Consider the following 13532-nt stretch of genomic DNA (forward strand, 5'->3'; position numbering starts at 1 on the left):
CCTCAATTGCGGAATCTGGACCACCTGTTTTTCTAAGATGCTCTTCAAACGCTCACTCCTGCAAGAGCTAGTCACCACTGCCATTGGCGGCTTTATGGTGCTGTTCGGCATTGTCATCGCCCAGCGCGTAGCCTATTACATTGGTATTGCAGCCAAAGGCAGCCTTGCCAGCGATGCCATTAATACCCTGCTCGGCTTCAGCATGCTGAAGTTCTTGCCCATGATGCTCTCACTCACGCTCTTTCTGGCTGTCCTGCTCACTTTATCGCGCTGGCACCGCGACAGTGAGATGGTCGTCTGGTTCAGCTCCGGGCAAGGGTTGTCCAGCTGGATTCGCCCTGTGCTGACGTTTGGCGTACCCGTTATTGTCGTCATCACCTTCCTCAGCCTGTTTGTCACGCCATGGGCAACCAACAAGGGCGCTGAATTCCGTGACCAACTGAAAAGCCGCGATGAGCTATCTTCCATCAGCCCCGGCGTATTCAAGGAGTCACGCCAGGCTGATCGTGTCTTCTTTGTGGAAAGCTTTGATGAGCTAGGCAATATCGTCAAGAACATCTTTGTGCAATCCATGCAGCACCAAAAGCTCGGCATCATCGTGGCTGCACGCGGACATCGCGAGACAGCAGAGAACAACGACAATTTTCTCGTAATGCAAAATGGCCGCCGTTATGAAGGTACTCCCAACACCGCGGAATACTCGATTACCGAATTCGAGCGCTATGCTATCCGCATTGAGCCTGCGGAAGTCCAGCAGCAGCCACCTAATACACAATCCAAAAGCAGCCTGGATCTATTCAACGAACATAGCCTGGACAGCGCTGCAGAACTGCAATGGCGCCTTGCCATCCCTATTTCTGCATTCGTATTGATCCTGTTGGCCATTCCACTGAGCTTTGTTGACCCACGCTCAGGTCGCTCTGCTAACCTGATGATGGCCCTGCTGATCTACATTGTGTATAACAACCTGCTCAGCATCCTGCAAGCTTGGTTGGCACAAGGCAAAATCCCTACCATGGTTGGCCTGTGGCCAGTGCATGCATTCTTCCTGTTGCTGACATTCTGGATGTTCTATCGCCGCTTGTTCCAGCTACCGTTCCTGCCACGCCTGTGGCGTAAGTAATCCCGTAATGAAACTACTCAATCGCTACCTTGCCCAGGAAATCATCTCCAGTATCATGCTGATCATGCTGGGATTGCTGGCCATGTTTTCCTTCTTCGACCTGATTCAGGAGCTGGAAAGCCTGGGCCAAGGCAGCTATGGTATCGGCAAGGTCTTGCTCTATGTATTACTCAGCGCACCCGGTCACGTCTATGAAGTAGTGCCGGTCGCGGTCCTCGTGGGTACCATGTATTCCCTGGGCCAGTTTTCACGCTACTCCGAGCTGATCATCCTGCGCGTCAGTGGCATCTCCATCCGAAAAATCGCGTTCTCCCTGCTACGCGTAGGCTTGGTATTCGCCGTGCTGACTTTCCTGGTTGGAGAACTCATTGCCCCCTTGAGCGAAAAAGCCGCGCAACGCATCCGCATCCAAGCGACCGATTCCGTTGTGGCACAAGATTTCCGTTCAGGGCTCTGGGTAAAGGATGGCAACAGCTTCGTGAATGTGCAGACCGTCATGCCAGACGCCTCGCTCATGAATATCAACATCTATGAATTCGATAACGAATTCCGTTTGCGCACGATCAGCAATGCCAAGGATGGCAGCTTTGACGGCAAGAACTGGAACCTGCATCAAGTCACGCAAACCCATTTTGAAGAGCAGAAAATCCGCACCAACATGTTCCCAGAAGCCACTTGGCAATCGCTGATTCGCCCGGAACTGCTGAATGTACTGCTGGTGGTACCGGAAAAAATGTCTGCGTGGAATTTGTATTTCTATATCAACCACCTGACGAGCAATAAACAGAAAACCTCACGCCACCAGATTGCACTCTGGTCAAAAATGATTTATCCCCTGGCCTGTCTAGTGATGGTCATCCTGGCCTTGCCTTTCGGCTTTGTGCAGCAACGCTCAAGCTCGGCAAGCACCAAGATTTTTGCCGGGATCATGCTGGGGATCGTGTATCAAGTATTGAACCGGGTATTTGTACACCTGGGCTTGCTCAATGACTGGTCGCCATTATTCAGCGCGGTCATGCCTACCTTGCTCTTCATGCTGGCAGGCATCTTCATGTTGTACTGGGTGGAACGTAGATAAAAGTAAAAAGCCGCATGCAGCTACATACGGCTTTTTGCTAGATTTAGTCTAATTCATCCAGACCGGTATCGATGTCAGGATTATCGCGGCGTAATGCCTCGCGCTTCGATTCTGGCAGGCGCTTGTATTCTTCCCACTTTTTGCGCAATTCCGCTTTTTTCTCAGGCGACAGGTTCTGGTATGCCTGGTATTTCTTGCGCGCATTCTCACGCTCGTAAGGCGTCATGCGACTCCAATGCGTCAGGCGCTTCTGCACCAACTGCTGTTGCGTCACCGACATCTTGGGATAGTCGCGTGCTATATCCAGCATTTTCTCACGCTGCCACGGACGCAGAATATCCCACTCCTGTGCCAATGGCGCCAGCACCTGGCGCTGGCTTTCATTGAGTTGCGCCCAACTTGGTTCCGATGCGCCTGTTTCGGCACCTGCTGTCAGCGTAAGCAATAACAGGCTGGCTGCTATTGCTGTTTTAACCATGAATAAAAACCTTGATCAAGATATGCCTCGGGGGGGAGTTCAGAAGCCAGCAGGAAGGCATCGCCATGTTCACCATGACCATGCCCAGTCAGCTGCTGGGTAACAACAAAAGTAAACAATACAGCCGCCACCAGGGCAGCCAAAGACAAGGTACGTTGATGATGTAGCGCATAACCTGCAACCAAGGCGAGCAATCCTCGTCCCTGTGGCTGGGAAGACTGTGCGTGTGCAACCATAGACGACACCGCTCGAAGACGCGCCTCAGCCAGGCGATTGGCCACCTCGGGTGTCAGATGCTCTGTGGTTTCGTCCAATCGACGGACGATTTCTTTTGCAAAACGCTGTTCGTGATTCATCGCTCGCCCCCAGCCTTGTCGAGCACTTCCTTAGCAAAACCGTATTTTTCAAGTGTTGCAGCCAACGCGTGGACTGCCCGGGAACAATGAGTCTTGACGCTGCCTTCCGAGCATCCCATGGCTGCAGCCGTTTCAGCAACATCCATATCTTCCCAGTAACGCAAAATAAATGCTTCTCGTTGACGCGTTGGCAAATTTTTTATTGCGGTTTCAATAATCGCAATAGTTTCCTGCTGTTCATACTGTTGTTCAGGATTGTCATGATCATCTTCCGAGACCATGGTTTCCAAAGGATCATGCTCCTCGTCGTCATGCTGATTGACACCCAGCGAGGATAGTAAGGTCGTCCAGATACCACGCACCTTTTGTCGACGCCAGTAATCCTTCATGGTGTTTTGCAGGATACGCTGAAATAGCATGGGGTATTCTTCAACAGGCCGCGCACCATACTTTTCCGCTAACTTGAGCATGGCATCCTGGACAATGTCCATGGCAGCATGATCGTCGCGCACGGCATATGCCGTCTGCTTGAAAGCCCGACGCTCGACTTGTGCCAGAAAATTTGAGAGTTCTTGTGTGCTCGCCATTGAAGTGCTTGGATGCTTTTTATTGCATTTAGTGCCTCGGCACGTGGAACATCAGCTATTGCGAGTGAGTATATCAGGTTTGATTTTGTGGCCTGGCCTGCTTTTAGCTACAATCAGCCACATTCTCCACCCACTTCATTGAGCATCATGCTGAAACTGCTGTTACTCGCTATTGTTGTCTGGTTGCTCTTCACCATACTCAAGCGCTATCGCCATAACGTCGACCAACCGACACAACCACGCCCCCATCCCGAAGACATGGTGCAATGCGCACATTGCCAAGTACACCTACCGAGAAGCGAAAGCATACAGGATGGCACGCTGCACTACTGCTCAGAGGCACATCAACAGCAACATCAATCATGATCAAGCAGCCTGCCCAGACTGGCGGCAACACTAGTACGAACTTCTGGCAGCCATTAGCCCTGTTCGGGGTCTACCGCATTCTGCTTGGCATCGTCTTCCTGGCTTCGTATTTCCTGCTGCAAGACACCCGCGTCTGGCTCAACTACAACCCCACGCTGTATCTCAGCCTGTCTTTGGCGTACTTAAGCTTTGGTTGCCTGGCGCTATGCCTGAATGTCCTGCGCAAACCCAACTTCAGTGCCCAGCTATCTCTGTTAACCCTGCTGGATATCGGCTTTATCGTGCTGCTTATGTATGCCAGTGGCGGTATAAAGAGCGGCCTAGGCCTACTGTTGATTGTCACCATTGCAGCAGCGAGCTTGATCAGCCAGGGAAGGCTCGCCTTGTTTTATGCCGCGGTAGCCAGTATAGGCCTGCTGCTGGAGCAGTCTTACCAGATGTTGATCTGGAATGAGGATTTTGGCGATTATTCGCATGCCGCGATGCTCAGCATCAGTTGTTTTGCTACTGCCTGGCTGGCCCACAGTTTCAGCAAGCGCGCTAATCTGCATGCGCAACTAGCCTCGCAACGCGGGATCGACCTGGAGAACCTTGGCCAGGTCAACCAGCTCATCACGCAGGAAATGGATGATGGCGTCCTGGTAGTAGACGAAGCGCTCAACCTGCGTCATCGCAATCGGCAAGCGGATTTCTTGCTAGGCCTGGAAGGCGATATCCGCAACCACCAGCCACTATCCAACTATGCGCCTGAACTGTACACACTATTACAACATTGGCACCAAGAAGGCCGCGGCAAACCGCAAGGCTTGATCAAGCTAAGCCTGAGCAAACGCGACCTGCGCCTCAAAATCATGCCGGTAGGTGAAAGCTATGCACACGGTACCGTCATCTTCATTCAAGACTGGAGCCACCTGCAAACCCAGGCACAGCAACTCAAACTGGCTGCACTAGGGCGCCTCACCGCCAACATTGCCCATGAGATCCGTAACCCTCTGAGCGCTATCAGCCATGCTACGCAATTATTGCAGGAAGACGAATCGCACGATCCTGCCAGCCAGCGCATGCTGCAAATCATCAGTGATAATGTGCAGCGCATGGAGCAGATGATCAAGGATGTACTGGAGCTGAACCGCCGCGATCGCACCAAACAACAGAAAATCCAGCTGGCAGACTTTCTGCGCGAGTTCCACGACCAGTTCTACCAAGTGGAGAAAATTCCCGCTCAAGGCTTTGTCCTGGATACCGATGACTTGGAGCCCACGATTGATTTCGACCATCGCCATCTGCACCAAGTACTGTGGAACCTGTGTCGCAATGGATGGCGCCATAGCCAGCAGTATGATGGCAGCCTGACACTCTCATTGCGTAGTGAATCCGAACAATGGCTGGTTGAGGTACGTGATGACGGCCAGGGTATTCCTGAGCATGCGCTAGCACACCTGTTTGAGCCATTCTTCACGACAGAAAGCACAGGGACAGGGCTTGGCCTTTATATCGCACGCGAACTATGCGAAGCTAATGGCGCTACCATAGAACATGTCGCCATTGAGCAAGGCTGTTCGTTTGTTATCCATATTGAGAAAACTGAATCTGCATGAGTGCTTTTCCCGCTTGCCTGGTTGTCGACGACGAAACTGATATTCGTGAGTTGCTGGTGCTCACTCTGGAGCGTATGGATATCCGTGCAGATAGTGCCAGCAACCTGGCAGAAGCCCGACACCTGCTAGCGCAAGGGCAATACGGCTTGTGCCTCACCGATATGCGCTTGCCCGATGGCAGCGGACTGGACCTGGTCAAGCATATCGCCCAGGATTATCCCGGGCTGCCGGTGGCTGTCATCACGGCTTACGGCAGTGCGGAAAATGCCGTTTCCGCGCTCAAAGCCGGTGCATTCGACTACCTCACCAAGCCCATTTCGCTCAAGCAACTGCGTCCACTAGTGCAATCCGCGCTCAAGCTTGCCTCCGTTGAGGAGGAAAATACCGCGTCAGGTACGCTGAACATGATAGGCAACAGCGCCGCCATCAAGCAGGTGCGCAGCATGATAGAAAAACTCTCCCGCAGCCAGGCACCTGTGTACATCAGTGGAGAATCTGGCAGCGGCAAGGAGCTGGCTGCACGCTTGATTCACCAGCATGGCTCCCGTCGCGATGGTCCTTTTATCGCTGTCAACTGTGGCGCCATCCCGGAAAATCTGATGGAAAGCGAGTTTTTTGGTCATAAAAAAGGCGCTTTCACTGGCGCGACGCACGACAAGGAAGGCATGTTCCACGCCGCCAAAGGCGGCACCCTCTTCCTGGATGAAGTCGCAGACCTGCCGCTTGCCATGCAGGTCAAACTGTTACGTGCGATCCAGGAGAAAAAAGTCCGCATGGTAGGCGGCACGCAGGAAGAAAGCGTCGATGTACGCATCATCAGTGCCACGCATAAGAACTTGTCCGTCCTCATGGAGCGTGGCGAATTCCGCCAGGATTTGTACTACCGTCTCAACGTCATTGAACTGAAGCTGCCTGCCTTGCGTGACATGCAGCAAGACATCCCGTTACTCGTTGACTCTCTGCTTGCCAAGCAATGCCGCGAGGAGAGCCGTGCCGTACCGGCATTATCTCCCGCAGCTAGCCAGATGCTGGCACGACACAGCTTCCCAGGCAATGTGCGTGAGCTGGAAAATGTGCTGGAACGTGCGCTGGCTTTGTGCGATGGCAACACCATCACGGCTGATGACCTCTTGCTGGACCAAGACCCAGCCATGCCAGTAGCCACTACCAAAACATCCCCAGCGGATGAAGGCCTGCCATTGCCTGACTACCTCGAGCAATTGGAAAAAAAGGCTATCATCAATGCCTTAGAAAAAACCCAACACAACAAGACAGCTGCAGCCAAACTGCTTGGCGTCAGCTTCCGCACCTTCCGCTACCGACTCAGCAAGCTGGGGCTGAGCAAAGACAACGACTAACACGCTGATGAATAGCACCTTATCGATTGACCAGCATGGCATCGTGGCAGAGGCTGAGTTCATTGCCTCGCCCAACCATGATGAACGTCCGATCGATGAGGATATTTGCCTGATCGTCATTCACAATATCAGCTTGCCACCCGGGGAATATGGCGGCCCTGGCATTGCCCAACTGTTCACTAATCAGCTAGCCCCTGCAACACACCCCTACTACGCCGCTATACATCACCTCAGGGTTTCCGCGCACTTCGTCATCCGGCGCGATGGCTCGCTGCAACAGTTCGTTGCTTGCGAGGCACGCGCCTGGCATGCAGGATTATCTAGCTGGCAAGGGCGTGAACGCTGCAATGATTTTTCGATTGGCATTGAGCTGGAGGGCAGTGATGACGAAGCATTCACCGAGCCGCAGTACCAAGTGCTACAAACCCTACTCAATCGCTTGATTTCGCACTATCCAATCCGCGATATTGTCGGTCACTCCGACATTGCACCTGGCCGCAAGACTGACCCTGGACCTTATTTTCAATGGGAACGGCTAGCCGACCTCAAGGCAAGCATGGAAAAAACCGGCAATTCCGGTATAGACTCCTGAATTCTCGGGACAAAGCCAGGTTGACATGCAATCGTGCCAACCAATAAGCATAAGGGGTTTATCCCTCGTGCAATCAATCAGGAAAACTAGAATCAATGTCAGCTTATCGTGTAGGGGCTTTTGCACTTCTTGCCCTGCTACCTTTATTGAACATCGCTTGTAGCAAAAAAGAAGAGGCTGCTAAACCCGCCTCACTCCCATTGGTCAGCACCGCCAAGGTGGAAACTGCCCGACTCGAAATTCGTGAGCAAGCGATCGGTACGCTTGAAGGCATCATGGACCCTACAGTGGCAGCCGAAGTGCCTGCTCGCGTCTTGAGGATACTTGCCAGGCCAGGACAAGTCGTGAAAAAAGGCGAAGTCATCGCCTTGCTGGATGCGCAAGACTACACCTTGCAACAGCACGAGGCTGAAAGCGAGGTCGCCAGGTTGGAAGCCTTGCTGCTGAACCAGCAACGCAATGTGGAGCGCAACCAGAAACTGGTCGAGAAAAACTTCATTTCTCAAAACGCGCTTGATGATCTGGAAACGCAAAAGATAGCGCTCAAGCGCCAGCTTGAAGGTGCACGCTCCCGCCTTGCTACCATTACCCACAATGGCAACAAAACCCGCTTGCTTGCTCCCATTGACGGCAAGGTAGAGAAGCAGATCGTCTCGCCGGGTGATTATGTCAAGGTAGGTGACCCTATCCTGCAAATCATCAGCAACCAGAAGTTGCGTGCCCACCTGCCCTTCCCGGAAAACCTGGGCTCCAAACTCAAGCCAGGGCTCACTGTCAGGCTGAAAACACCTACTTCCGATGAAGAGGCAGAAGGTATCTTGCGTGAGTTTAAGCCTGTCATTGGCAGCAACAACCGGGCCATTGATGTACTCGTAGACATTGTGGACCAGCCTGGCTGGCAATCGGGTGCCAGCGTCACTGGAGACATCATTCTGGGTGAATATCCTGCAGCCCTAGTGGTGCCGGAGCAGAGCATCGTGTTACGTCCAGCAGGAGAGGTCGTCTACGTGATCAAGGATGACATAGCAGAGCAGCGTATCGTCAAAACCGGTATGTATCAGGATGGCCGCATCCAGATTCTCGAAGGTTTGCAGGCAGGTGAAACCATTGCCGTCGATGGTGCCGCTTTCCTGACTGACCAGACCCGCGTACAGATCCAACCACGGCAGGCCCAGCCATGACCTTGCCAGAGATATCGATCAAGCGCCATGTACTGGCCTGGATGGTTTCAGGCCTGCTGGTATTGCTGGGCATCATCAGCTATCAGCGCATCGGCGTTGACCGCCTGCCGTATATTGAATTTCCCATCATTTCGATCACGACCACGCTGAATGGTGCCAATCCGGACATCATCGATGCCAGCATCACCAGCATCATCGAATCCTCGGTCAACACCACGCCTGGGATTGAACATATCCAGTCCTCCTCTTCACCAGGCGTGTCTGTCATTACCATTACATTCGGCCTCGAGAAGAACATTGATGTAGCGTATAACGAAGTACAAGCCAAGGTTAACCAGGTATTGCGGCGCTTGCCGGATGATGCCGATCCACCGCAGGTGCAGAAAGTAGAGACCAATGCCCAGCCCATCATGTGGCTGGCCTTGCGCGGCGACCGCACCACGCAACAGATCAATCTCTACGGCTTCAATGTCCTCAAGAAAAAGCTGGAAACCATCAATGGTGTTGGCGAAGTACGTCTGGGTGGTCGCCGTGACCGTACCATCCGCGTCAATGTCTTGCCCGAGCGCATGGCTGCCCACAACATCACGGCAACAGACCTTATCGATGCCTTCAAGCGTGAGCATGTGCAATTACCAGGCGGTTTCCTGGTAGGCAATAATGCCGAATACCTCATGAAACTGGATATGGAATTCCACAATCTGCGCGACATGGCAGAGATGATCGTGGCCTATCGCGATGGTGCCGCGATCAAGCTCAAGCAAGTTGCCGAGTTGGAAGACGGCATTGCGGATTATCGCCAGCTTGGTCGGTACATGGGCAAACCTGCCGTTGGCCTGGGCATCGTCAAGGTTTCCAATGCCAACACAGTGGCGATTATTGATGACGTATTGCGCAAGCTGGACAAGGACATCCGTCCTAACCTGCCTCCAGGCATGACGCTGGATATTTCAACCAACGATGCCTTATTCATTGAGGAAATCGTCCATGCCCTGCAGGAGCATCTGTTGGAAGGCACGCTACTTGCCGCCTTGATTGTGTGGCTATTCCTGCGCTCTATCCGCTCCACCCTGATCATTGCCACGGCCATTCCGGTATCACTGCTGGGCTCAGTCGCTGTCATGTATTTTTCAGGCTTCACCTTCAACACCATGACGCTGCTGGCGCTGCTATTGCTGATCGGCGTAGTCGTGGATGATGCCATCGTGGTACTTGAGAACATCTATCGACATCTCAGCCTGCGTACTCAACAAGACCCAAGTGCCAATGCAAGCCTTCTGGCACGTTCCGCCGCGATTACCGGTAGCCGGGAGGTGGCATTTGCCGTGATTGCGGCCACATTTTCCCTGGTGTGTATTTTTGCTCCCGTGATTTTCATGGAGGGCATTATTGGCAAATTCTTCAAATCCTTCGCTGTGGTGGTCACTTTTGGCGTGTTGGTGTCATTGCTGGTGTCACTCACCCTCACCCCCATGCTGTGTTCGCGCTATCTCAAGGCGCACGAACCTACAGGCCGCTTCTATCTGTGGCTAGATCGTGTCTTCAGTGGCATGGATAAAATCTACGGTGGCATGTTGGCCTGGACACTGCAACACCGCTGGAAAGTCATGTTCTTGACCGTCTTGGTCGTGGTTGGCAGCGGTTTCTTCTTTGGCAAAGTACAAAAAGAATTTATCCCCGATTCGGATGAAGGCCGCTTCCTGATTTCATTTCGCACCCCCTTAGGCTCCAGCCTCGAATATACCAACAGCCGCTTGGAGAAAATGGAAGCTGTGCTACAGCGTTACGATGCACAGATTGCCAGTTACTTCAGCACCATAGGCGTGGGCGCACAAGGCCAAGTCAACAAAGGCACGGTAAGCATCCGCCTCAAAGACCGGCGCGAACGCGACATGACCCAACAAGCCTTGATTCGCGCCATCCGCAGCGAACTCGACCAGATTCCAGGTGTGCGTGCCTTTCCGGTACCCGTTGCCATCGTTGGGGGACAGCGTTCAGAAAAACTGCAATTCAATATCACGGGTGCCAATCTGGAGCAGGTCAGCCTGCTCGGCAAGACCATGCAACGTAAATTGGGGGATATTCCAGGCATGGGCAAAGTGGACCTGGATCTGGACCTGGACCTCCCTCAACTCACCTTGCAGATAGATCGTGTACGGGCAGCAAGCCTGGGCCTGTCCACGATAGATGTCGCCACAGCGCTTAACCTTTATACAGGCGGCATTGATATTGCCGACTTCAATGACGAGCCTGGTGATGGCCAGCGTTACGACATTCGCCTCAAAGCTAAGGAAGGCAGCCTGAAAACCCCGGATGACCTGAAGAAGATTTATCTGCGTAGCAGCACTGGGGAACTGGTACGCCTGGACAGTGTTGCGAGCTTCAAGCAAACCCTGGGGGCCGCCGTGATCGGGCGCTTCGATTTGCAATATGCTGCCAGCCTCTACTCCAACCCCATCATGCCGCTAGGCGATGCTGTTCAGCATGTGCGTAGCCTGGCTGCCGAAACCCTACCTCCCGGCTATCAGTTCAACTTGGTAGGCCAGGCAGAAGAGCTGCAAAAAACCATCAGTAGCATGGTGTTTGCCTTTGCGTTGGCCTTGGTGCTTCTGTACATGGTTCTTGCAAGCCAGTTCAACTCTTTCCTACAGCCCTTCATCATCATGCTGGCCCAGCCACTGGCGATTATCGGCGGTGTATTTGCACTGTGGATCACGGGGAATTCGCTCAATATTTTCTCCATGATAGGCTTGGTACTGTTAATCGGGCTGGTCGCCAAAAACTCTATTTTGCTGATCGACCTGACCAACCAGTTACGCGATGAAGGCAAGAGCGTCAACGATGCCTTGCGCGAGGCCTGCCCCATTCGCCTGCGTCCTGTGCTCATGACCTCTTTGACCATCATCCTGGCCTTGCTCCCGGCAGCATTCGGCCTGGGTGCTGGTGCCGAAACCAATGGCCCGCTATCCATCGCCGTGATCGGTGGCATGATCTCCTCCACCCTGCTGACCTTGGTAGTCGTGCCCGCAGCTTACTCCTTGATCATGAACAAAATGGTTCATTAGCATTCATCGTTATTACCTCTTCCCAGGGCGGCAGTTTTACTGCCGCCTTTTTTATTTTCAACCTCCTAATACCCTATCAGACTGATTAATAATGAAATTTCATTTATTGTAAATCACTGTAAAAGTAGTCCTTTTCTAGTCATTTTTCCATCACGTGACACCGAATTGTCACATTCCCTCCCAATAATCCCGCCTCATTGAATGGCACACACGCCGTCATCTCCCTAGACTTCAATGAGGAAAAAATGAAACTGTTACGTTTGTTACCCATGACCGCGATGGCATTGGCGAGTATGTCAGCGATGGCAGACTCCACGACTGATCTTGTCAATGCGCTGGTCGCTAAAGGTGTATTGACCGAAGAGGAAGGCAAGCTGCTGAGCAAGGGCCACGAAAGCGAAAAGGCAGCTCAGGACAAGGTGCTGGAGAAGAGCAGCAAGTCAGGTGGCAAAGTCACGATTTCCGACGCCATCGACAATGCTACGATCTATGGCGATATTCGCGCCCGCTACGAATTCCGTCGAGGTGAGGATTCATCCAACATCACTGAAGATCGCGAGCGCGGCCGTTACAAGCTGGTGCTGGGTGTCAAAACCAACGCTGGCGATTTCTACTCTGACATCGCGTTATCCATGGGGGCTAATGGTCGCTCCGACAACTCCACTTTCGGTAATGCTGCCAACAGTTCCAACGGTTCCAATACCAAAGAAACAGTCTACGTCAAACGCGCACTGCTAGGCTGGAAGGTCACAGACTGGTTGAAGGTAGAAGCAGGCCGTGTTGCCAATCCACTCTACACGACGCCTATGGTATGGGATGGTGACTTGACCTTTGAAGGCCTGGTCGAGAAGGTAGAGTACCAATGGGGTAAGGTAAACCTGTTTGCTAATTTTGCCCAATCACAGTACATCGGTGACCGCCAAGACTTCACCATTATCAACAACGACAGGGTCACGAATGATTTGATGGCATTTCAGGGTGGAGCGAAATTTGATATTAACGAGCGTGTTTCTGCCAAGGCGGCGCTCACCTTCACCAAGTTCTCCAATGACCATGCACCAGGTGCTGGGCCATTTGTGCCCGGTTTGGGCAGCGATAGTGGTCGAGGTGTAAGCCTGGGCACAACGACGACAGCAACCAACGATATCCGCACCATCGAGATTCCCGCGGAAGTTGTGTTCAAGCTTAATGACAGCATGAAACTGATGGCATTCAGCGACTATGTCACCAACCTTGATGGCAAGGACCGATACGAGGCGGCTGTTGCAGCAGCCACCGCCAGTTCAGCCGCCAGAGGTGCTGTCATCCGCTCGGCAGGCCATGACGACAAGGCCTGGTTACTTGGTGTGGGACTCTCTAGCCAACAGGGCAAGCAACCCAAACGTGGCGATTGGTCCAGCAGATTGTGGTATCAAGATGTGGGCATTTACGCGCTTGACCCCAATACCGTCGACTCCGACTTCATGGACTCTCGAGTCAACATGAAGGGCATCGTACTCAAGGGTGAATACTTCCTGCGTGACAATGTCGTCGTGAACTTGGCTGTCGGCCACGCCAACCGCAAGAACGATAAACTATCAGCTGCCGCATCGCAGAGCGATATCGCCCTCAATCTCGACAGTTTCAGCTTGTACCAGATGGATATCACCTACAGGTTCTAGTCCAACTTAATGCACAACACTCAGGCAGCCTACGGGCTGCTTTTTCATTTCTAGCCACTTCCATCACGCAACAAAAAAGGCAGCTCGAA

12 protein-coding genes are annotated in these 13532 nt (G+C 52.8%); 9 read left to right on the forward strand and 3 right to left on the reverse strand.

From position 1 onward, the window contains the following. The first annotated feature begins 37 nt into the window (after positions 1 to 37). Both lptF and lptG read left to right on the forward strand, forming a co-directional pair. Complete coding sequence (lptF, locus tag ACIKP9_RS08735) at positions 38 to 1123, forward strand: LPS export ABC transporter permease LptF (protein WP_400881486.1); 1086 nt, start codon at positions 38 to 40, stop codon at positions 1121 to 1123. A 7-nt stretch (positions 1124 to 1130) separates the two neighbouring features. Next, positions 1131 to 2201: an LPS export ABC transporter permease LptG gene (lptG, locus tag ACIKP9_RS08740; RefSeq protein WP_400881488.1), complete on the forward strand. Its 1071-nt coding sequence runs from the start codon at positions 1131 to 1133 to the stop codon at positions 2199 to 2201. A 43-nt stretch (positions 2202 to 2244) separates the two neighbouring features. Here lptG and ACIKP9_RS08745 read toward each other — a convergent pair whose 3' ends face one another. From ACIKP9_RS08745 to ACIKP9_RS08755, 3 genes are read right to left on the reverse strand one after another with little or no spacing between them, the layout of a single operon-like run. Beyond that, on the reverse strand, positions 2245 to 2679 hold the full coding sequence (locus tag ACIKP9_RS08745; RefSeq protein ID WP_400881490.1) for a DUF3106 domain-containing protein: 435 nt from the start codon (positions 2677 to 2679) through the stop codon (positions 2245 to 2247). Then, positions 2661 to 3035 carry a DUF3619 family protein gene (locus tag ACIKP9_RS08750; protein WP_400881492.1) on the reverse strand — a complete coding sequence of 125 codons (375 nt, stop codon included), beginning with the start codon at positions 3033 to 3035 and terminating at the stop codon, positions 2661 to 2663. The genes ACIKP9_RS08745 and ACIKP9_RS08750 overlap by 19 nt, the downstream gene beginning before the upstream one ends. Beyond that, entirely contained in the window at positions 3032 to 3622 is a 591-nt protein-coding gene (locus ACIKP9_RS08755) for an RNA polymerase sigma factor (RefSeq protein WP_230348127.1), read from the reverse strand. Before ACIKP9_RS08755 ends, ACIKP9_RS08750 begins: the two co-directional genes overlap by 4 nt. A 147-nt stretch (positions 3623 to 3769) precedes the next feature. Here ACIKP9_RS08755 and ACIKP9_RS08760 point away from each other — a divergent pair, with 147 nt between their 5' ends. The 7 genes from ACIKP9_RS08760 to ACIKP9_RS08790 all read left to right on the forward strand — a co-directional run bounded on the left by ACIKP9_RS08760 (position 3770) and on the right by ACIKP9_RS08790 (position 13443). Next, positions 3770 to 3988: a PP0621 family protein gene (locus tag ACIKP9_RS08760; RefSeq protein ID WP_400881494.1), complete on the forward strand. Its 219-nt coding sequence runs from the start codon at positions 3770 to 3772 to the stop codon at positions 3986 to 3988. After that, complete coding sequence (locus tag ACIKP9_RS08765) at positions 3985 to 5586, forward strand: sensor histidine kinase (protein ID WP_400881496.1); 1602 nt, start codon at positions 3985 to 3987, stop codon at positions 5584 to 5586. The genes ACIKP9_RS08760 and ACIKP9_RS08765 overlap by 4 nt, the downstream gene beginning before the upstream one ends. After that, a complete protein-coding gene (locus ACIKP9_RS08770; protein WP_400881498.1) occupies positions 5583 to 6944 on the forward strand; it encodes a sigma-54-dependent transcriptional regulator in 1362 nt (453 codons plus the stop codon). Before ACIKP9_RS08765 ends, ACIKP9_RS08770 begins: the two co-directional genes overlap by 4 nt. A 7-nt stretch (positions 6945 to 6951) precedes the next feature. Further along, a complete protein-coding gene (gene ampD / locus ACIKP9_RS08775; protein ID WP_400881500.1) occupies positions 6952 to 7536 on the forward strand; it encodes a 1,6-anhydro-N-acetylmuramyl-L-alanine amidase AmpD in 585 nt (194 codons plus the stop codon). A 95-nt stretch (positions 7537 to 7631) separates the two neighbouring features. Next, positions 7632 to 8717 carry an efflux RND transporter periplasmic adaptor subunit gene (locus tag ACIKP9_RS08780; RefSeq protein ID WP_400881502.1) on the forward strand — a complete coding sequence of 362 codons (1086 nt, stop codon included), beginning with the start codon at positions 7632 to 7634 and terminating at the stop codon, positions 8715 to 8717. Then, positions 8714 to 11782, forward strand: a complete 3069-nt coding sequence (locus ACIKP9_RS08785) for an efflux RND transporter permease subunit (RefSeq protein WP_400881504.1) — start codon at positions 8714 to 8716, stop codon at positions 11780 to 11782. The genes ACIKP9_RS08780 and ACIKP9_RS08785 overlap by 4 nt, the downstream gene beginning before the upstream one ends. Before the next feature lie 245 nt (positions 11783 to 12027). Beyond that, on the forward strand, positions 12028 to 13443 hold the full coding sequence (locus ACIKP9_RS08790) for a putative porin (RefSeq protein ID WP_400881506.1): 1416 nt from the start codon (positions 12028 to 12030) through the stop codon (positions 13441 to 13443). Positions 13444 to 13532 lie beyond the last annotated feature (89 nt).

Origin of the sequence: Methylobacillus methanolivorans (assembly GCF_044751345.1) — a bacterium.
Lineage (GTDB): Bacteria > Pseudomonadota > Gammaproteobacteria > Burkholderiales > Methylophilaceae > Methylobacillus > Methylobacillus methanolivorans.

Coding starts and splice junctions, on each gene's coding strand:
- lptF (WP_400881486.1), top strand. CDS start 38: ATGCTCTTCAAACGCTCACTCCTGCAAGAGCTAGTCACCACTGCCATT.
- lptG (WP_400881488.1), top strand. CDS start 1,131: ATGAAACTACTCAATCGCTACCTTGCCCAGGAAATCATCTCCAGTATC.
- ACIKP9_RS08745 (WP_400881490.1), bottom strand. CDS start 2,679: ATGGTTAAAACAGCAATAGCAGCCAGCCTGTTATTGCTTACGCTGACA.
- ACIKP9_RS08750 (WP_400881492.1), bottom strand. CDS start 3,035: ATGAATCACGAACAGCGTTTTGCAAAAGAAATCGTCCGTCGATTGGAC.
- ACIKP9_RS08755 (WP_230348127.1), bottom strand. CDS start 3,622: ATGGCGAGCACACAAGAACTCTCAAATTTTCTGGCACAAGTCGAGCGT.
- ACIKP9_RS08760 (WP_400881494.1), top strand. CDS start 3,770: ATGCTGAAACTGCTGTTACTCGCTATTGTTGTCTGGTTGCTCTTCACC.
- ACIKP9_RS08765 (WP_400881496.1), top strand. CDS start 3,985: ATGATCAAGCAGCCTGCCCAGACTGGCGGCAACACTAGTACGAACTTC.
- ACIKP9_RS08770 (WP_400881498.1), top strand. CDS start 5,583: ATGAGTGCTTTTCCCGCTTGCCTGGTTGTCGACGACGAAACTGATATT.
- ampD (WP_400881500.1), top strand. CDS start 6,952: ATGAATAGCACCTTATCGATTGACCAGCATGGCATCGTGGCAGAGGCT.
- ACIKP9_RS08780 (WP_400881502.1), top strand. CDS start 7,632: ATGTCAGCTTATCGTGTAGGGGCTTTTGCACTTCTTGCCCTGCTACCT.
- ACIKP9_RS08785 (WP_400881504.1), top strand. CDS start 8,714: ATGACCTTGCCAGAGATATCGATCAAGCGCCATGTACTGGCCTGGATG.
- ACIKP9_RS08790 (WP_400881506.1), top strand. CDS start 12,028: ATGAAACTGTTACGTTTGTTACCCATGACCGCGATGGCATTGGCGAGT.